At 41.5% G+C, this 20,409-nt stretch carries 17 protein-coding genes; 12 read left to right on the forward strand and 5 right to left on the reverse strand.

The annotated features are described in order from the left end of the window. Nucleotides 1-36 precede the first annotated feature (36 nt). The 8 genes from QQJ93_RS08815 (at nt 37) to trpS (ending at nt 9,278) form a co-directional block, all read left to right on the forward strand. Nucleotides 37-1,836, forward strand: a complete 1,800-nt coding sequence (locus QQJ93_RS08815; protein WP_284186077.1) for a type IV pilus secretin PilQ — start codon at nt 37-39, stop codon at nt 1,834-1,836. Between the two features lie 241 nt (nt 1,837-2,077). Further along, entirely contained in the window at nt 2,078-2,596 is a 519-nt protein-coding gene (aroK, locus tag QQJ93_RS08820) for a shikimate kinase AroK (protein WP_089124957.1), read from the forward strand. Between the two features lie 24 nt (nt 2,597-2,620). Further along, nucleotides 2,621-3,703: a 3-dehydroquinate synthase gene (aroB, locus tag QQJ93_RS08825; RefSeq protein WP_089124956.1), complete on the forward strand. Its 1,083-nt coding sequence runs from the start codon at nt 2,621-2,623 to the stop codon at nt 3,701-3,703. 237 nt (nt 3,704-3,940) lie between these two features. Continuing rightward, a complete protein-coding gene (locus QQJ93_RS08830; protein WP_160117461.1) occupies nt 3,941-5,368 on the forward strand; it encodes an AAA family ATPase in 1,428 nt (475 codons plus the stop codon). 96 nt (nt 5,369-5,464) lie between these two features. Next, nucleotides 5,465-6,286, forward strand: a complete 822-nt coding sequence (locus QQJ93_RS08835; RefSeq protein WP_089124954.1) for a Dam family site-specific DNA-(adenine-N6)-methyltransferase — start codon at nt 5,465-5,467, stop codon at nt 6,284-6,286. Nucleotides 6,287-6,490: 204 nt separating this feature from the next. Further along, a complete protein-coding gene (gene rpe / locus QQJ93_RS08840) occupies nt 6,491-7,162 on the forward strand; it encodes a ribulose-phosphate 3-epimerase (protein WP_089124953.1) in 672 nt (223 codons plus the stop codon). Nucleotides 7,163-7,395: 233 nt separating this feature from the next. Beyond that, nucleotides 7,396-8,082: a phosphoglycolate phosphatase gene (locus QQJ93_RS08845; protein ID WP_089125047.1), complete on the forward strand. Its 687-nt coding sequence runs from the start codon at nt 7,396-7,398 to the stop codon at nt 8,080-8,082. Nucleotides 8,083-8,261: 179 nt separating this feature from the next. Next, nucleotides 8,262-9,278, forward strand: coding sequence for a tryptophan--tRNA ligase (gene trpS, locus QQJ93_RS08850; RefSeq protein WP_089124952.1), 1,017 nt, complete (start codon nt 8,262-8,264; stop codon nt 9,276-9,278). A gap of 87 nt (nt 9,279-9,365) precedes the next feature. On the opposite strand, the gene QQJ93_RS08855 is transcribed toward trpS, so the two are convergent. Then, nucleotides 9,366-10,937: an AMP-binding protein gene (locus QQJ93_RS08855; protein ID WP_089124951.1), complete on the reverse strand. Its 1,572-nt coding sequence runs from the start codon at nt 10,935-10,937 to the stop codon at nt 9,366-9,368. 347 nt (nt 10,938-11,284) lie between these two features. Between QQJ93_RS08855 and QQJ93_RS08860 the strand changes: the two genes are divergently transcribed. The 4 genes from QQJ93_RS08860 to QQJ93_RS08875 all read left to right on the forward strand — a co-directional run bounded on the left by QQJ93_RS08860 (nt 11,285) and on the right by QQJ93_RS08875 (nt 15,402). Further along, the gene (locus QQJ93_RS08860; RefSeq protein ID WP_089124950.1) at nt 11,285-11,863 is read left to right on the forward strand and encodes an aminodeoxychorismate/anthranilate synthase component II; all 579 of its coding nucleotides are present in this window, start codon (nt 11,285-11,287) and stop codon (nt 11,861-11,863) included. Between the two features lie 234 nt (nt 11,864-12,097). After that, nucleotides 12,098-13,309: an aspartate aminotransferase family protein gene (locus QQJ93_RS08865; protein WP_089124949.1), complete on the forward strand. Its 1,212-nt coding sequence runs from the start codon at nt 12,098-12,100 to the stop codon at nt 13,307-13,309. 154 nt (nt 13,310-13,463) lie between these two features. Further along, nucleotides 13,464-14,492 (forward strand): arginine N-succinyltransferase, encoded by a 1,029-nt coding sequence (gene astA, locus QQJ93_RS08870; RefSeq protein WP_089124948.1) that lies wholly within the window; start codon nt 13,464-13,466, stop codon nt 14,490-14,492. Between the two features lie 112 nt (nt 14,493-14,604). After that, complete coding sequence (locus QQJ93_RS08875) at nt 14,605-15,402, forward strand: DUF1338 domain-containing protein (RefSeq protein WP_089124947.1); 798 nt, start codon at nt 14,605-14,607, stop codon at nt 15,400-15,402. A gap of 64 nt (nt 15,403-15,466) precedes the next feature. Here QQJ93_RS08875 and spoT read toward each other — a convergent pair whose 3' ends face one another. The 4 genes from spoT to QQJ93_RS08895 form a co-directional block, all read right to left on the reverse strand. Beyond that, nucleotides 15,467-17,608, reverse strand: a complete 2,142-nt coding sequence (gene spoT / locus QQJ93_RS08880; protein WP_089124946.1) for a bifunctional GTP diphosphokinase/guanosine-3',5'-bis pyrophosphate 3'-pyrophosphohydrolase — start codon at nt 17,606-17,608, stop codon at nt 15,467-15,469. Nucleotides 17,609-17,633: 25 nt separating this feature from the next. After that, complete coding sequence (gene rpoZ, locus QQJ93_RS08885) at nt 17,634-17,906, reverse strand: DNA-directed RNA polymerase subunit omega (protein ID WP_027696467.1); 273 nt, start codon at nt 17,904-17,906, stop codon at nt 17,634-17,636. Nucleotides 17,907-18,027: 121 nt separating this feature from the next. Then, complete coding sequence (gene gmk / locus QQJ93_RS08890; protein ID WP_089125046.1) at nt 18,028-18,651, reverse strand: guanylate kinase; 624 nt, start codon at nt 18,649-18,651, stop codon at nt 18,028-18,030. A gap of 231 nt (nt 18,652-18,882) precedes the next feature. Then, on the reverse strand, nt 18,883-20,238 hold the full coding sequence (locus tag QQJ93_RS08895; RefSeq protein ID WP_089124945.1) for a Na+/H+ antiporter NhaC family protein: 1,356 nt from the start codon (nt 20,236-20,238) through the stop codon (nt 18,883-18,885). Nucleotides 20,239-20,409: the final 171 nt, after the last annotated feature.

Here is a 20,409-nt window from a genome sequence, read left to right on the forward strand (position 1 = left end):
CACAACGACGTGAAGATAATAATTGAGTATTAAATTATGTATAAAGGATTAACGCTGACAGCTTGGACTCGCCAATTCACTTTGATGTCGACCATTGCTTGTACCCTTCTTTCAGGGCCAACCGCCGTTGCTGCGACGACCTCTTCTAAGACTTCTAGCTCGGCAACACAATCAGAGCAAGGGTTGAGTAATAAATTTGTTGGCCTTGACTTTCATTTAAATAAAGAGAAAGAAGGGGTAATAGTCGTCAAACTAGGCTCTTCGGCTTCGGCGGTGGATATCAAGAAGAACCCTCAAGGTTTAACGATTGACTTAATACATACTCAGGTTAGTGATGATGACTTGTATGTGATCGACGTGAAAGATTTCTCTACGGCAGTCAAAACGGTTGAGGTATTTCGAGATGAACCGAGCACTCGTCTGCAAGCTTTGATTTCTGGTGATTTTACCTATGACTATCGTTTGAAAGGTAAGAATTTAGAAATTACCGTGACAGAAGTTAAATCTAAATCTAAGTCGGTAACAGCTAAACAAAAAACGGCTTTAGATAAAGAAAACAAAGTGATCTCCATTAACTTTCAAGACATACCAGTGCGTAACGTATTACAGTTAATCGCTGATTATAATGGCTTTAACCTCGTAGTTTCGGATTCAGTGACAGGTAACTTAACGCTGCGTCTAGATGGTGTGCCTTGGCAGCAAGTCCTGGATATTATCCTGCAAGTGAAAGGCTTAGATAAAAGGGTTGAAGGCAACGTTGTTTTAGTCGCACCAAAAGCTGAGTTAGATGCACAACAAAAACAACGTTTAGAGCAAGCCCGTATGGAGGAAGAGCTTGGAGATTTAAGCTCGGAATTGATTCAAGTTAATTTTGCTAAAGCTTCGGATATCGCTGGGTTAATTGGTGGTGAGGGTGAGCTTAGTATGTTATCAAGTCGCGGTAATATCACCGTCGATGAGCGAACCAATTCATTACTTATTCGCGATCTACCAAATAATATCGATATCATCAAAGGTATTGTTGAATCATTAGATATTCCAGTTAAGCAAGTTCAAATTGAAGCGCGTATCGTTACGGTCAACGAAGGTAATATGCAAGATCTAGGGGTTCGTTGGGGGATTGCAGAAACCAATGGCTCTTTTTCTGCTGGTGGCTCGATAGAAAGTAATGTTGGCCAAATTGGTATTTCTGATGGCGGAAGTGGTATCGATTTTGCTGGTGGCGATAACAAAGTAGGAATAGAAGACTTTCTTAATGTCAATTTAGCTGCGACAAGCTCAAATGCATCTAGTATTGCTTTTCAGGTCGCCAAATTAGGCTCTGATACTTTGTTGGATTTAGAGTTATCTGCGCTACAAGCTGAATCAAAAGCCGAAATCATTTCGAGCCCTCGTTTGATTACCACTAATAAACAGCCAGCTTACATTGAGCAAGGTACCGAGATTCCTTATTTAGAGGCATCATCAAGTGGGGCGACGTCTGTAAGCTTTAAAAAAGCGGTATTAAGCTTAAAAGTAACACCACAAATTACACCGGATAATCGCTTAGTACTTGATTTAAGTGTGACGCAAGACCGACCTGGATCAGTGGTGAAAACCGGTGATGGTGAAGCGGTGGCAATTGATACCCAACGCATCGGAACTCAGGTATTGGTTGATAATGGAGAAACAGTAGTACTTGGTGGTATTTACCAACATTCTGTACAAACTAGTGTCGATAAAGTGCCATTATTGGGTGACATCCCATACTTAGGAGCGCTATTCCGCCGTAGTTATGAAAATTATGGCAAAAGTGAGTTATTGATTTTCGTGACACCAAAAGTAGTCTTACAGTAGTGAGGTCGGTGCTTTGCAAGCGATTTGGTTCATTAAAGAATCAAGATAAATGCGTTGTAAGCAAAATTAAAGTTGCATTAGTGGCACCATACTTAGATAATTTCGGGTCTGATCACGAATTATCTGTGAGGAATTAGGTGCCACAATGATATCTAATGAGGCTTTTGCACGCATAAAGCAAACTTCATAATAGAATATCGGATGGCAATTTCATTAAATTAACGTTGAATTACTGCTAAACATGGCCGAAAAACGCAATATTTTTCTTGTTGGCCCAATGGGTGCCGGCAAAAGTACAATTGGTAGACATCTAGCTCAACAGCTGCACATGGAGTTCTTAGATTCTGATACGGTTATTGAACAAAGAACTGGTGCAGATATCAGTTGGGTATTTGATGTTGAAGGTGAAGAAGGTTTCCGCGTTCGCGAAGAAGCTGTCATCGATGACTTAACTCAAGAGCAAGGTATCGTACTGGCAACAGGTGGCGGCTCAATTAAGAGCAAAGATAATCGTAATTATTTATCTGCACGAGGCATTGTGGTTTACCTTGAAACGACAATTGAAAAGCAACTTGCCCGTACCAATCGCGATAAAAAACGCCCTTTATTACAAACGGGTGAACCGCGTGAAGTATTAGAAGCATTGGCTGCTGAACGCAATCCTCTGTATGAAGAAATCGCCGATTATACTGTGCGCACTGATGATCAAAGTGCCAAAGTAGTGGCTAACCTTATTGTAAAAATGCTAGAAGAAAACTAGCCGATAGCTTGGGAGACCCAAACCATGGAACGGATAAATGTGGATCTTGCTGAGCGAAGCTATCCTATCTCTATTGGCGCTGGATTGTTAACGAATCCAGCGCTTTTCTCTCATTTAAAAGCCAATCAAAAAGTGGTCGTGGTCACTAATGATACGGTTGCTCCTCTGTACGCTGATCGTTTAATTCAAACATTGACGAGCCTGCAATGCCAAGTTGATTTGTTAACTCTGCCAGATGGTGAGCAATATAAATCGTTGGAAACCTTCAATAGCATTATGAGTTTTCTGCTTGAGGGTAACTACAGCCGTGATGTGGTATTAGTGGCACTTGGTGGTGGTGTGATTGGTGATTTAGTTGGCTTTGCCGCTGCTTGTTATCAGCGTGGTGTTGACTTTATCCAAGTCCCAACCACTTTGCTATCACAGGTTGATTCATCTGTTGGGGGGAAAACCGCAGTTAATCATCCGCTTGGTAAAAATATGATTGGGGCTTTTTATCAGCCTAAATCAGTGATTATTGATACCGATTGTTTGGATAGCTTACCTGAACGTGAGTTTGCTGCTGGAATGGCCGAGGTCATTAAATACGGCATCATCATTGATGGTGATTTCTTCACTTGGCTTGAACAGAATATGACAAAGTTAGTTGCATTGGATAATCAAGCTTTGTGCTATGCGATTGCACGTTGTTGTCAAATTAAAGCGGATGTGGTTGCAGCTGATGAAAAAGAATCTGGTGTTCGTGCTTTGCTTAACCTAGGCCACACTTATGGTCACGCGATTGAAGCTGAAATGGGTTATGGAAACTGGTTGCACGGCGAAGCGGTTGCTGCTGGTACTATGATGGCAGCTCATACTTCTTTGCTTCGAGGCCTAATCAGTTCAGAACAAGTTGAACGAATTCAGAGTATTTTGGTCGAAGCTAAGCTTCCTATACACACACCAGAGACGATGACTTATGAGCATTTTATTAAACATATGATGCGAGATAAGAAGGTTTTGGCTGGTCAATTGCGTTTAATTTTACCTACTGGAATAGGCTCATCTGAAGTGTTAGGAAATACCGATGAGACAATCATCAGACAAGCGATAGAAGCTTGTCGATAACGTTATATTTAAGTGATATATAACACCGCATTTTAGATGGCAAATAGTGTAAAAATCAACGTGGTAGAATCTCTATTACGTTGATTTTCCTGTTTATAATACTGAAAATGATATTAATCATGGCAGTTGGGTAGTTTTTTCATAAACTATTAACTTATTGTGTTTTTTTAACATTTTTTAGTTGATAGCATGCTATTTATAGAGCATTCCTATTTTGACGTATTTAAGAGGCTAGTAATGAGCATGACTCATGATGGTGCACACATGGTGCAATTGGAATCGCAAACCGATATTCTTGATGGTTTGCAAATGTTTACTCGCCTTGATTCTAACGTAATATACGTTGAAGGAGAGAAAGGTTCTGGTAAATCGTGGCTTGCGCAACGCTTCCTTAATACCGATAAAAAAATTCAGACATTATCTTTTCTAATTTGCTTATCGACTCAAACGGCGGAGCAACAACGTAGTGTATTACTTGGTCAGCTATTGTCTGATAGTTTTTGTACTGGCGAAGAAACGTTACTTGAGAGTTTGTCGGTATTTCGTAAAGATCAAGAGTGCAAAGCAACGATTATCGTTGATGACGCAAACTTGTTGGCGGAACACTTACTTGATGAACTCGCACAACTAGTATTAGCCGCGCAACAAAACCCATTATGGCAAATCAGCGTTATTCTGTTTGCAAAGCCTAATGAGATTGATGAATCATCATTAAATACCGATCCGAAACCAGAATTTAAGCATATAACCATCTTACCGTTAACTGATAGCGAAGCGACGGATTTTATCGAGCAATTAGTCATTCCAGTATCCCACATTGACTCTGACAAGAAAAAACAAGCCATTCATCGTGCGGCACAGTCTGTAGTGAATTACCCTGCTAATTTATTAGCATTATCTGACTCGCATAAAAAGCCAGTAGTATGTTGGGTTAAGCGATCATTGATTGCTTTAATTATTATTTTATTGGCATTAGGTGGTTGGTCTTGGTGGACTAGCTATCAGGCTCGAGTTCAAGATCAGCAAACGGAAACCGATATCATTGGGCAAGATGAAGCTAAGCAAGATACGCTACCGAATCAAGTTAGTTCAGCAAGTGATACAACATCAGGTACGCAATCGACATTAGATGCCGATCAAACTCAAGAAGACGACACTCTACCGCAGGCGGTAACCGATAAAACGTTAACGGTAGGAGATGAGTCTGATTCTGAACAAAAGCGTGTTGTGGTTCCTTCCAAGGTTGTCGATGCATTACTTGATGGCGATTCACCGAAAGATGCCAAAGTTTCCAATGATGAGGTGATATCCGCTCAAGCTTCATCGGTTCAAAAGACGAACAGCTCATTGAAAGGCGATCAGCTTACGTTAGCCGATGAGGCGTTATTAGCGTTACCAGCAGAACGATATACGTTGCAATTAGCGGCAGTAACCAAACAAGACGAAGCGGTTAGCTTCATTAAGATGTATGGTTTAGATGGGCAAGTTCGAGTTTACCGTACGTTACGCAATCAGCAACCTTGGTATATTGTGACTTACCAAGATTTTGCTAGCATCAAGGAAACTCGAGAAGCAGCCCAAGAACTATCATTAGCGCTACAAAAAGAACAACCATGGCCGAAATCGATAGCTCAAGTTCATCAAGAAATTGAACGGGTGAAATAGCGCAGACCCTAGCGCGGAAATATGTTACATTCCCCAGCCCATCAACAATTTCGATGGGTTGGTGAAAACACTTGTGGTCGGTGAGTAGTAAAATAAATGAAGAAGCAGCGAGCTTTCCTCAAATGGGCAGGCGGTAAATACGGTTTAGTTGAAGATATTCAACGTCACCTACCAGAAGGTAGAAAGCTAGTTGAACCTTTCGTCGGAGCAGGTTCGGTATTTTTGAATACCGACTATGACCAATATCTATTGGCCGATATCAATCCAGACTTAATTAATCTGTATAACTTATTAAAACAGCAACCGGACTTGTTTATTCAAGAGGCGCAGCGCTTTTTCACACCTGAATATAACCGTAAAGAAATTTACCTAGGCGTACGCGCTGACTTCAACCAGAGTCAAGATACTTTTTTCCGTTCCCTTGCTTTTCTATATATGAATCGATTTGGTTTTAATGGCTTATGTCGTTATAACAAAAAAGGTGGTTTCAATGTGCCTTTTGGTTCTTATAAAAAACCCTACTTTCCAGAAAATGAAATGTTGAATTTTGCTGAAAAAGCAAAAAAAGCAACGTTTGTTTGTGAAGGTTACCCACAGACTTTTGCTCGAGCGCGCAAAGGTTGTGTTGTGTATTGCGATCCTCCTTATGCCCCTTTAGCCCAAGCAAGTAACTTTACTTCTTACGCGGGTAATGGCTTTTCATTAGACGACCAAGCAAAATTGGCAAGTATTGCAGAACACACCGCAGTACAACGCGATATCCCAGTATTGATTTCCAATCACGACACCGCATTAACTCGCCGCCTATATAAGGGAGCTCAGTTGAATGTGGTTAAAGTAAAGCGCACTATCAGCCGCAATGGCGCTGGCCGTAACAAGGTTGATGAATTATTAGCGTTGTTTGAAGCGAAGGAATAAATTTTGTTTCTCGTTTCTCGTTTCTCGTTTCTCGGCTTGAATCTTTTTCGTAATACGAGAAGCGAAGCGCTCTAGCAACGAGAACCGAAATAAATATCGTGACTACTGACTCGTAACTCCCCACTTATCTTGTATATAAACGTTTGCTTGGGTAAACTTGCGCCAATTTCATCCCATTGATTTAGGCCATACTCGGAGTTAGCCATGAAAGACTTTCTGATCGCACCATCCATCCTCTCTGCTGATTTTGCTCGTTTAGGCGAAGACGTCGAAAGAGTATTGGCCGCGGGTGCTGATGTTGTTCACTTTGATGTGATGGACAATCACTATGTGCCTAACCTGACTTTTGGTGCGCCAATCTGTAAAGCGTTGCGTGACTACGGAATAACTGCGCCTATTGATGTTCACTTAATGGTGAAACCCGTCGATAGTATTGTGCCTGAGTTTGCTAAAGCGGGTGCGTCAATGATTACTTTTCATATTGAAGCTTCTGAGCACGTTGATCGTACTTTGCAATTAATTAAAGAACACGGTTGCCAGGCAGGTGTTGTCTTTAACCCAGCGACGCCACTTCATCATCTAGACTACATCATGGATAAAGTTGATATGATTTTGTTGATGTCAGTGAACCCAGGTTTTGGTGGTCAATCTTTCATTCCGTCTACCTTAGATAAACTACGTGAAGTCCGTAAGCGTATTGATGCGAGTGGTCGTAATATTCGTCTTGAAATTGATGGTGGTGTGAAAGTGGATAATATCCGAGAAATTGCTGAAGCGGGTGCAGATATGTTCGTGGCAGGTTCAGCTATTTTTAATCAACCAGACTACAAGCAAGTAATTGACCAAATGCGCGAAGAGTTAGCGAAAGCAAAATAAACTCTATACCCTTTGTACTTGAAGCTACAGCTTTGTTAACGGCGTTCATTCGCCCCAATCACATAGACTAGCTATGCTCTGAGGCCTCTTTCACTTGTTGCCTCACTGTAACTCCAATTACTTTGGGTATAAATGCCCTTAGGTAACTAGTGGTCGATATCAAAAGAGGCTTGAGATACACTCAAGCCTCTTTTTTGTTTCTGAATGGAAGTTTGTTGTAAATGGAAACTGTGATGACCCTACAAGATATTCAATTAATCGCATTTGATTTAGATGGAACGTTACTTGATAGCGTACCTGATCTGGCGGTTGCAGCCGATCAAGCAGTACAAAGCTTAGATTTTCCATCGGTAACGGAAGAACAAGTTCGAGATTGGGTCGGTAATGGTGCAGACATACTAATTGGTCGTGCATTAAGTCAAAACATTAAGGTTGATGAGTCCTTAGATTTAGATCTGTTGAAGCAAGCGCGTGTACGTTTTGATGAGTATTATCACCAAGGTGGCCATCAATTAAGTCATTTATATTCTAATGTGACGTCGACATTGAAAGCCTTACATCAAGCGGGCTACAAAATGGCAATTGTCACGAATAAGCCTTCCGCTTTTGTTCCTGATATCTTGCAACAGCATGGCATTGCCGATTTATTTGTTGATGTGATTGGCGGTGATGATTTCCCCAATAAAAAGCCCGATCCTATGGCACTCAATTGGTTACTAGATAAGCATCAAGTGAGCGCTCAACAAATGTTGATGGTTGGTGATTCAAAAAATGATGTATTAGCCGCGAAAAATGCCGGCTGTCATAGTTTTGCTCTGACCTATGGCTACAATCACGGTGAGCCGATTTCTGATTCTGCGCCAGAGTATGTTGCCGACAATATTGCGGAACTACTAGATGTGCTTAGTGTTTCTCAATAATTGCGATGATTCGATCAATTAACTTGATAAAACGCTAGTCAAACCGACTTAGATCAGTAAACTGAAATGCCTGTTTATCTCACATTCCAGAGGATGTGAGAGCAGGCATTATTATTTTTAATTTCAGCCCAATATTCGATAATGAGTATTAATTGGGGCGACAGTAAGGGAAAAGAAACATGAGCAAACCCATAGTATTAAGTGGTGTTCAACCATCTGGTGAACTAAGTATTGGTAACTACTTGGGTGCTCTACGTCAATGGCAACAAATGCAAGATGACTATGATTGCCAATACTGCGTTGTTGATCTTCATGCAATTACGGTTCGTCAAGATCCTAAAGCTCTGTATGAAGCGACATTAGATGCATTAGCAGTATGTCTTGCGGTTGGTGTTGATCCTAAGAAGAGCACGTTATTTGTCCAGTCACATGTACCGGAACATGCTCAACTAGGTTGGCTTCTTAACTGTTATACCCAAATGGGCGAATTGAATCGTATGACTCAGTTCAAGGATAAATCACAGCGTTACGCCAATGATGTCAATGCTGGGCTTTTTGCGTACCCAGTATTAATGGCGGCGGATATTTTGTTGTATGGTGCTCACCAAGTCCCTGTTGGTAATGATCAGAAGCAGCATCTAGAGCTAGCCCGTGATATCGCGACTCGCTTTAATAATGTGTATAGTCCTGAAAATCCAATTTTCCAAATTCCAGAGCCATACATTCCACAAGTAAATGCTCGCGTAATGAGCTTGCAAGATGCGACGAAGAAAATGTCTAAATCGGATGATAACCGTAAAAATGTTATTACCATTTTAGAAGATCCCAAGTCGATTCTGAAGAAGATCAATAAAGCGCAAACGGATGCAGAAACACCACCACGTATTGCACATGATGTAGAAAGCAAAGCAGGTATTTCAAACTTGATGGGGCTGTATTCGGCTGCAACGGGTAAAACCTATCAAGAAATTGAAGCGCAATATGCCGGCGTTGAGATGTATGGTCCATTTAAGAAAGATGTAGGTGAAGCAGTTGTTGCTATGCTTGAGCCGATTCAATCTGAATATAAACGCATTCGCGAAGATCGTGCTTACATGAATGAAGTGATGAAAGTCGGCGCAGAAAAAGCCTCAGCAAAAGCTGCTGTGACTTTAGCCAAAGCTTATCAAGCGGTAGGTTTTGTGCCTCGCGGTTAAACAGCACCTCAGATATAGGTATATCAATAAATAACCGCTGAAATGATACTTTCAGCGGTTTTTTGTTTTTATCGATTTTTGCTTTTACTATGCCGTACGTAATTCTCGACGCAGTACTTTACCGACGGTTGATTTTGGTAACTCTTTAAGGAATAAAATTTTGCGTGGAACCTTATAGGCCGCTAAGTTTTCGCGACAATAAGTCTCAATATCTTTTTCTGTGAGTTCACTGTCTAGTGTCGTGACTAGGTGAGCAACCACTTTTTCTCCGGTTTTTTCATCTTCCTCTCCAACAACGGCTGCTTCAATTATTTCTGGGTGCTGGCATAAGACTTCTTCAATTTCATTTGGGTAAACATTAAACCCCGATACTATGATCATATCTTTCATTCTATCGACGATTTGAATGGCACCGTTTGGCAGAATAAGCCCAACATCTCCAGTTAGAAAGTAACCATTAATAATGCTCTTTTCGGTATCTTCAGGGCGGTTCCAATAACCTTTCATTACTTGTGGGCCTTTAATAACTAATTCACCCACTTCACCTTGTGGTAATGGTTGATTGTCTTCATTCCACACTTGTATATCGGTGTCACCAAGAGGAGTGCCTACGCTACCAGGTTGCTGCTGACCAAACTCATTTAAAGTGAGAACAGGAGAGGTTTCAGACAATCCCCAACCTTCGGTGATGGTACAACCAGTAACCTTTTTCCATAAATTAAAGGTTGAGCTATTTAATGCTGAGCCACCAGATATTGTTAGTTTAAAGTTTGAAAAATCTAAATCTTTAAATTCAGGATGTTGGCATAAACCAACAAAGAGGGTGTTGATGCCTGACATTCCAATAAATGGTGTCGATTTCAGTGTTTCAACAAAGCCTGCAATGTCTCTTGGGTTTGGAATTAAAGTATTGGTTACGCCTAAACCAAATAGTGCGACCATATTAACGGTGAATGCATAAATATGGTAAAGAGGCAGCGGACAAATAAAGCTTCCACCGTCTAATGGAGGGAGTTGCTCCAGTCGCTGTGCCATTTGAGATGCATTGGTCAGTATATTTGCGTGGGTAAGGCTGGCACCTTTTGCGACTCCGGTTGTGCCCCCTGTATATTGTAATACCGCAATATCATCGGGTTTAGCTTGAATCGGCAGTTGCTCAGGTAGTGACTTTCCTTGCTCAAGTAGTGACATTAAGTCGAAGTATTGGTGAGTGGGTTCGGTAACTTTTAATAAATCGGCTGCTCTGGTGACAATGACTTGTTCAATGCCAATTTTATCTTTGATAGCTTCATATTTTGGTAGTAGATCTTCGAGAATAATTAAAGCTTTAGCACCAGAGTCATTGAATTGATGATGCATTTCTCTTGGTGTATATAGAGGGTTCGTATTGACGATGATTAAACCCGCTTTAAGTGCACCATAAGCGACGATTGGATATTGAGTTAAGTTGGGTAGTTGGATTGCAATTCGATCGCCCGGTTGTAAGTCACTTTCGTGTTGTATCCACTGAGCAAAGTACGTAGAAAGTTGTTCAATTTCAGCATAACTATGGCCTTTTCCTAAGCACTGGTAAGCTTGTTTTTCTGGGGCACTTACACAAGTGCTTTCAATAAATTGAACAAGATTTTGGTGTTGTAAAATAGATTGCCAGTTGCTCATTGAAGCCTTCCTTACTGAGGGTATTTAGACCACTTACTTATTTAGACTAGTATATATCCGTTGTATTTTAAGTGGCAGTTTGGTTGACGATGCTTATTCGCCTCACTGCAGCTTTAATTACTCTGGATATAATTAATTACGTATTATTAACATATTTATCACTAAGTGTTGGTTTAGAGATGAAAATAATGTGGAGTCAAACACGTGTTTGAATAAAAATGATGGTGTTTTTATGAACGAAATCATCTTGTAATGGGAAAATTTATTCACTTTATCGTGTGAGAAGCTTGCCTTTATTTGTCGCTATTGCAGAATAGCCACTTCTGATTTGGTATTAAGAACTTAAAATGCTGCTGATTATTGATAATTACGATTCCTTCACTTACAACCTCTACCAATACTTTTGTGAGTTAGGGGCCAAAGTGCAAGTAATACGTAATGATGAAATTGATATCGCCGGTATCGAAGCGCTTAATCCTAGCCACTTAGTGATATCTCCAGGGCCATGTACCCCAAATGAAGCGGGGATCTCTCTACAAGCCATAGAGCACTTTGCGGGCAAGTTACCAATATTAGGAGTTTGTTTAGGCCATCAAGCGATCGCACAAGTGTTTGGAGGTGAGGTAGTAAGAGCAAGGCAAGTGATGCATGGCAAAACATCGCCGGTTGTTCATACCGGGCAAAGTGTATTTCGTGGTTTACCTAATCCTTTAACGGTGACTCGTTATCATTCTTTAGTCGTTGAAACGGGCAGCTTACCTGAGTGTTTCGAATTAACGGCATGGACCACATTGACCAACGGTGAGTTCGATGAAATTATGGGTTACCAGCATAAAACCTTGCCGATAGAGGCTGTGCAGTTTCACCCCGAGTCGATCAAGACCGAATGTGGTCATCAAATCTTAGCTAATTTTCTTCAGCGATAAATCCTGCCTAAAAGTTACAAAAACGTTAATTGTTCCACAACCTTGCGATTTAGATTTTATCCTATTCTATAATTCCACTATCCTCTAAGAATAAACATGAATGCTTGAATTTCTTTTATCAGGCCTATTGTTTTTTTTTGAATAAATATTTATAAAAAATAAATAAAAAGTCATTGATGCGTTTCATCTACTTAGCTAAATTAGTAGTCGGTGAATAAACGAAGAGGATTAGGGATGTCAGTCGATACGCAAGTGCAAAGAAGTTGGTTTGAAGATGTCATGGTACCTTGTTACAACCCGATGGAAATGATTCCAGTACGCGGACAAGGTTCTGTTGTTTGGGATCAACAAGGTAAGGAGTATATTGATTTCGCAGGTGGTATTGCGGTGAGCTGTCTTGGTCACTGTCACCCTGTGATGGTTGAAGCATTGATGGAGCAAGCCAATAAAATTTGGCACTTGAGCAATGTAATGACTAATGAACCGGCATTACGTTTAGCTAAGAAACTGACGGAAATTAGTTTCGCTGAAAAAGTATTTTTTGCCAACTCTGGCGCAGAAGCAAATGAAGCAGCACTGAAATTAGCTCGCCGCTGGGCAAAAGAAACCCATGGTGAAGAAAAAAGTGAAATTATCGCCTTTACCCAAGGTTTTCATGGACGTACCTTCTTCACTGTTACCGTTGGTGGTCAACCTGCCTATTCCGATGGTTTTGGCCCTAAACCAGGCGGTATTACCCATATTCCTTATAACGATCTTGAAGCATTAAAAGCGCACTTATCTGATAAAACCTGTGCAGTGATGATGGAGCCTTTGCAAGGTGAGGGTGGTGTCGTTTCTCCAGATCCTGAATTTGTACAAGCGGTGAGAGATCTTTGTGATCAACACCATGCGTTATTGATCTTTGACGAAGTGCAAACGGGTAACGGCAGAACTGGACATTTTTATGCTTATCAAGAGCTTGGCGTGACGCCAGATATTCTATCTACTGCAAAATCTCTTGGTGGTGGTTTCCCAATTGGTGCGATGCTTACCACAACCGAACTAGCGCAGCATATGAAACCTGGTGTACATGGCTCAACCTATGGCGGTAACCCATTAGCATGTGCGGTCGCTGAAGCGGTAGTCAATCACATTAGTCAACCCTCAGTGCTACAAGGTGTAGCTGAGCGTGAGCAATGGCTCAAGCAAGGCTTATCTGGATTAAACGATAAGTACGGCTTATTTGCAGACATTCGTGGTAAAGGGTTACTGATTGGTGCCGAACTTAATGATGAGTGGAAAGGGCGGGCGCGCGATATTTTAGTCGCGGCAGGTCAACATGGCTTATTACTATTAGTAGCAGGCGCTAACGTAGTGCGTTTTACGCCGTCTTTAGTGATAACCCAAAAAGAAATCGCTCAAGGTTTGGAGAAACTCGATCAAGCCATCGCCTCACTTGTTTAATCTTTTTCTACCATTCAAATACTAGGGCAGCTCAGGTTGCCCTATGATTTATGGAGACTCTATCCCAAGTGGACTCTGCATCTTAAAGTTCTTGGGTATATTTTAAGGCTATTGCCCTTAACAACAGTGTCCTTAAGAAAAGGAAGGAGGCAATATGATCATCGTTCGACCGATTCAATTGTCTGATTATGATGCGCTGTATCGTTGCGCTGAAGAGTCCGGTCATGGTTTTACTTCTTTACCGCTTAACCAAGAGATTCTGACTCGCCGTATTGAAAATTCACAACAAAGCTTTTTAAAATCATCACAAGACGGCCAATTTATACGTCAGGATGAAAGTTATCTTATGGTGGCGGTCGATAGTGAAACCAACGAAATTATTGGTACAACTGGCATTGAAGCATCGATTGGTTGGGATGTGCCAGCTTATAGTTATCACATCAGTAAAGTCGTCCACAGTTCAAATCGGCTGAAAGTACGTAATGAAGTACAAGTACTGACGCTTGGTAATAACTACACTGGCAGCAGCGAGTTATGCACTTTATTTTTACGGCCAGAATACCGCCAAGGCCTTAATGGTCGATTATTATCTAAGTGTCGTTTTTTAATGTTGGCACAATTTCCGGAACGTTTTTCTGACACTATTATTGCTGAAATGCGTGGTGTTAGTGATGCACAAGGCAACTCACCATTTTGGCAATGGCTTAAGCAACATTTTTTCTCGATTGATTTCACATTGGCCGATTACTTAACCGGTATTGGTAGTAAAGGGTTTATCGCTGATTTAATGCCTAAGCTGCCGATTTATGTCAATTTGCTTAGTCCTGAAGCACAAGCAGTGATTGGTAAGGTTCATCAACAAACTGCTCCGGCATTAAAGTTGCTGGAACGAGAAGGGTTTTCTTGCCGTGGTTATGTCGATATTTTTGACGCAGGACCAACGGTTGAATGCGATCGTGAGCGTATTCACTCGATACAGCAATCGCTGCTAACTAAAGTGGAAGTGCGTACTCATTCTTCTTCACAGCAATACCTTATTGCCAATACGAAGCTACAAGAATTTAGAGCGACGTTGGCAAAAGCTGCTTACGATTCTGAACGCAATACGATTTATCTTGCACCAGATGTTGCAGAGCAATTATTAGTGGAAACTGGCGATAGCTTAAGAGTATTAGCTCAATAAAAACGCTGGGGTTTGTGAGTTTTTAGAAAGTTATTAATACCTTAAATAATAGTCACTTGGGTATAGAACTTGAACTATAGTTAATTGAATCATGATTATTGGAGAGGAAGCCATGGTAACGGTTGAAAAATTATTTGAACAACTTTGGCAAGATTACGTCAAACGTTTGTGTCCTTCGGCATCAAAAGTTCAAAAACTATTGAGTCAAAAAAGCGACAAATTAATCAACGACCATATTGCGTTACGAACCTTTTCAGGCAGTAAATTAGGATTAGCTCAACTGGCTAAGCATTTTGTACAGCTTGGCTATCAACCAGCCGGAGAGTACCACTTTGAAGCGAAAAAGTTGTACGCCCAACACTATCAACATCCTGATCCATTATTTCCCAAAGTATTTATTAGCGAATTATGCTTAGATCAATGTTCTGACACGCTTAACCAAATCGTTAATAAGCTGCTTCATGATTTACCAAGCCAATATAGTGATGATGTGCGGTTCTTATCTCAAGGACGGCCTTGGCGTGTCAGCAAAGAAGATTATCAAACTCTAGCGCAAGAAAGTGAATATGCAGCTTGGGTTGCTGCACATGGCTTTGGGGCGAATCATTTTACTGTGAGCGTCAATCATCTAGCGGGTTTTCTAGATCTTGAACAAGTGAATGACTTCTTAGTGTGGCATCACTTTGAAATGAATCATGCTGGTGGGGATATTAAAGGCAGTCAAGAGGTTGGTTTACAGCAATCTTCTACTTTAGCGGATAAGGTAAAAGTAGAATTTATCGATGGTGAGTTGGAGATCCCTGGTGGATTTTATGAATTTGCTAAGCGATTTGAGCAAGAAGATGGAGAGTTGTATCAAGGCTTTGTCACCGCTTCCGCGGATAAGATTTTTGAAAGTACTAATATGTAAAATATGAAGTCACTTGGGTATATACGTTTCTCGAAAAATTAAGCTTTTTCGAGAAACGAACTCTCTAGTTACGCGCTCGACGTACTTTTAATGCATGTGGCATTACACGGATACGTCTCATAATTTCAGCAAGATGCACTCGATCTTTGGTCGTCAATAATAGCGTGATGGTATACAAGCGACCATCACGTTCTTCTGTCGCAATGCCATGAATGTTTGAACCAGTAGAAGAGACTACATTCGTTAAATCAGCTAGTGCACCCTGACGGTTCTGCATGTCGACTTTTAACTCAGTAATGAATTCTTGTTCAAAATCTTTTGACCACTCAACCGCCATATAACGCTCAGGCTCTTTTTGATAGCCACGAACATTCGGACAGGTTTCACGGTGGATGACTAGGCCACGACCCGGTGAAACATGCGCAATAATGTGATCATCTGGAATTGGATGACAGCATTTCGCATAAGTGAGCAAAATACCTTCTGCGCCACGAATAGGTAGTTTCTTTTTCTTCGAGTTGCTAGAAGCGTTCGCTTCATCTTCAGGTACTGGCATTTCGGTCAGTTCGTCAGCATCGCCGAGTAGTCGACGTGCAATCACGATACTCATAAGCTCACCTAAACCAATGGCTGCCAGTAACTCATCGAGTGTTTTCAGTTTAAGATCGGAAAGTACATGTTTAATGTTGCCTTCACTAATGTCGCTGATAGACAGATCGCCTAGTGCGTGGTTGAGCAAGCGACGACCTAATGCCACCGATTCATCACGACGCATGGTCTTCAATACTTGGCGTATCTTAGTACGAGCGCGAGAAGTTACTACATAGTTGAGCCATGCGGCATTAGGGCGAGCCCCAGGTGCACTGATGATCTCAATGGTTTGGCCATTCTTCAGAGCTTTGCTAAGTGGGTATGGATTACGATCAACACGAGCACCAACACAGGTGTTGCCGACATCCGTGTGTACGGCATAGGCAAAGTCAACTGCGGTTGCGCCTGCCGGTAATTCAATGATGCGACCTTTTGGTGTAAAGACAAAAATCTCATCAGGGAATAAATCGGACTTAACGTGCTCGATAAACTCAAACGAGTTACCCGCACTTTGTTGTAATTCGAGTAGGCTCTGCATCCAACGCTGTGCTTTAATTTGCGCAGTGGTGCCGGAGCTATCGCCATTGGCTTTATAAGACCAGTGTGCAGCGACACCTTTATCAGCCATTTGATCCATATCTTCGGTACGGATCTGTACTTCAACCGGCACCCCGTGTGGGCCTACCATTGAAGTATGTAAAGATTGATAGCCATTGGCCTTAGGTACCGCAATGTAGTCTTTCATACGGCCTGGGCGTGGCTTATACAGGTTATGTACTTGACCTAATACTCGGTAGCAAGTGTCTGCGGTATCAACAATCACACGGAAAGCATAGATATCCATAATGGTATGGAAACGCTGCTCTTTAGTTCGCATTTTATTGTAGATAGAGTAAAGGTTTTTTTCTCGTCCGAGTACACGAACTTGTAAACCTGCTTCTTGTAAGCGGCCTTCAAGTTCACTGTGAATTCGTTGGATCATTTCTTTTCGATTGCCACGTGCTGCTTTGACGACTTCTTTCAAGACGCGATAGCGATTAGGGTACAAAGCTTCAAAACCGAGTTCTTCAAGTTCAGTTTTTATATTGTGGATACCTAAACGGTGGGCAAGGGGGGAAAAAATCTCAACCGTTTCACGTGCGATACGGCGACGTTTATCTGGGCGTAATGCGCCAAGAGTGCGCATATTGTGGGTGCGGTCAGCCAGCTTAATTAAGATCACGCGAATGTCTTGCACCATGGCTAAGATCATTTTACGGAAGTTTTCAGCTTGAGCTTCTTTACGATCGCGGAATTTGAGTTTATCGAGTTTAGAGACACCATCGACTAATTCAGCCACCGTTTCACCAAATTGAGCAGCAAGCTCTTCTTTAGTGACCTCGGTATCTTCTATTACATCATGTAATAACGCCGCCATTAAGGTTTCGTTATCAAGGTGCATTTCCGCCAGAATACGGGCTACCGCAACTGGATGAATGATGTAAGGTTCGCCGCTTGAACGACTTTGACCTTCATGAGCCTCTTTTGCGACCAAAAAGGCTTCACGCAGAGTCTCGATTTGAGACTCTGGTAAATATTCTTGGGCAACGGCCTTTAAACTTTCAAATAAGTACAATTGTTATACGCCCAGAATAGAGAGATTAACGGTGGTGAACGATGCTGCTTACTGCTGCTAATTCTGCCGCGTCTTGCTCTTGTTGTTCTTGGCGCTCACGTGCGTCGAGTACTTCTTTAGTGATCAAGCCTTCTTCGATTTCACGTAGTGCGATAACAGTAGTCTTATCATTTTCTTCAGGAACCAATGCATCTTTGTTGCCAGTTTGCATTTGACGAGCGCGGCGAGCCGCAATTAGGACTAGGTCGAAACGGTTACCGACTTTTTCAACAGCGTCTTGGACAGTTACGCGTGCCATGGTTGACTCCAATTAGTGAATTTTATTTAGAATGACGGGAAATTATACAGCCTTACTGTAACAGTTTCTAGCAATAACATTCCCGTTGAGAAATTTACTTTGTTCGCGCGTGTGCAGGAAATTACTCTGCCAACAACGCTTTTAACATGCCGTTATATTTAACCGCTTGTTTGTCTTGTTTTAGACGCTCTGCACGAATAATAGCTTTAAAGTCCATTAATGCAGCATCAAAGTCATCATTGATGATCAGATAATCATATTCATCATAATGAGAAATTTCAGATTTTGCCTTGCTCATGCGACCAGCGATCACTTCTTCGCTATCTTGTCCACGAGTATTTAAACGTCGCTCTAACTCACCATTAGATGGCGGTAAAATAAAGATACCTTTGGCGTGTGGCATTTGAGTGCGAATTTGACGTGCGCCTTGCCAATCGATATCTAAGAAAATATCGATACCTTTATTTAGGTTTTCTTCGATCCACACACGAGAAGTGCCGTAATAATTACCAAACACTTCAGCATGCTCTAGAAATACACCTTGTTCCATTAATTCAACAAAGTGTTGTTTTTCAACAAAGTGATAATGAATGCCATCTTCTTCTCCAGGACGTTTTTCACGTGTGGTGTGTGAAATAGAGACCTTCATTGCGTAGTTAGGGTTTCTTTCTAACATAGCAGAGATGAGGCTAGACTTACCCGCACCACTCGGTGCAGAAACAATATAAAGGGTACCTTTACCGATCATTATTCATTCACTTTTGTTGAGGCTTATCGTTACCATTTTAGTCAACTCGACAGTTTAGCCAAAGCATTAAAAACAATAAGGATAAAAAAGGGGAGCGAAGAGTAGCATAAGGGATAGGGAATTTGAATTAGTAAGCCCGTTTTGTCGATAAAATTAAATCGATATTCCCAAGTAACGTCAAGATGCAACGTGACGTTACTTGGGGATAGAATAGATAAGAGGCTTTACTTAGGAGTGACGATTTTTCACAAATACCGCAATGATTGCGCAAACAGCCAAAATTAAGCAGTAGAAAGAGTTCGAGACAATGTCTAGTGGTGACAATTGAAATACTGAGCCGAGTAATAATATTTGTGCGCCATAAGGTAAAAGACCTTGAGTGACACAAGAGAAAATATCCAACAGACTTGCAGAACGTTTCGCACTTACATCGTTTTGTACTGATAATTCACGCGCCACACTGCCTGAAACAATGATGGCTACCGTATTATTCGCAGTACAGAAGTTGGTTAGAGACACTAAAATTGCAATGCCTAATTCACTGGCTCTTGAGTTGGCTTTGGCAGAATGCTTTGCGCCAAATTGATGAATAATACGGCTCACTAGTTGCGTTAAAAAGGTTAAACCACCTTGCTGGCGCATTAATTCACTTAGACCTCCAATTAGCATCGACAATAAGAAGATTTCTTGCATATTGCCAAAGCCAGCATAAATATCTTTGCCTAACTGAGCGAATGCGTAATCTGGCACTGAATATAAGCTTACCCCACCGGCTAGAATAATCCCTAAAGTTAACACGACAAATACATTCAGACCTGAAACTGCTAAAACTAGAATGGTTAGATAAGGTAGAATTTTCAGCCATTCGATATCACCGGTTGCAGGTGTTTGAGTGGCTGTGCTGCTTAAAGCAAAAATCACAATTGCGATTAACGCTGCTGGAATGGCAATTTTGACGTTTTCGCGGAATTTATCTTTCATCTCACAACCTTGTGAGCGAGTGGCCGCGATAGTGGTATCAGAGATGATCGACAAGTTATCGCCAAACATCGCACCGCTTAATACTACCCCAGCGGTTAGTGGCATGCTCATGCCAGCTGATTGAGCAATACCAACCGCAACCGGAGCAACGGCAGCAATAGTGCCCATTGAAGTGCCCATTGCGGTAGCGATAAATGCCGAGATTAAAAAGATACCTGGTAAGATCATATTGGTAGGCAGCAAAGACAAGCCAAGGTTTACTGTGGCATCTACCCCACCAGATGCTTTAGCCACCGCCGCAAAGGCTCCGGCAAGCAAGTAGATCATGCACATTGCGATAATGTCTTGGTGACCAACCCCATTTAAAAATTGCTCAATCGCTTTATTGATTTTTTCTTTGCTTAATAAGATTGCAACAACAATGGCTGGCAAGGTAGCAATCGGAGCTGGCAGTTGATAAAACGCAAAATCAACACCTTGAATGGTTAAGTAAGTGCCGACGCCAATGAATAATGTTAGGAATACACCGAGTGGTAGTAATGCCAATGCGGACGGTGCAGGGCGATGAGGTGGAGTGGGTTTTGATGATTCAGGGGCAGACATAACACACCAATATAAATGGAAGAACAAAAACAAAATAGGCCGCGCAGAGTAAAGCTTGTACAGTGAGATGTCAACGTCTAGACGTCTAAATGTCTGTGTGAGGTGTTCTAAATCAGAATCGATATAAGACAGGAACAACGAAAAAGGCGACTTGATGGTCGCCTTTGTTTC

Source organism: Vibrio algivorus, assembly GCF_030161215.1.
GTDB lineage: Bacteria > Pseudomonadota > Gammaproteobacteria > Enterobacterales > Vibrionaceae > Vibrio > Vibrio algivorus.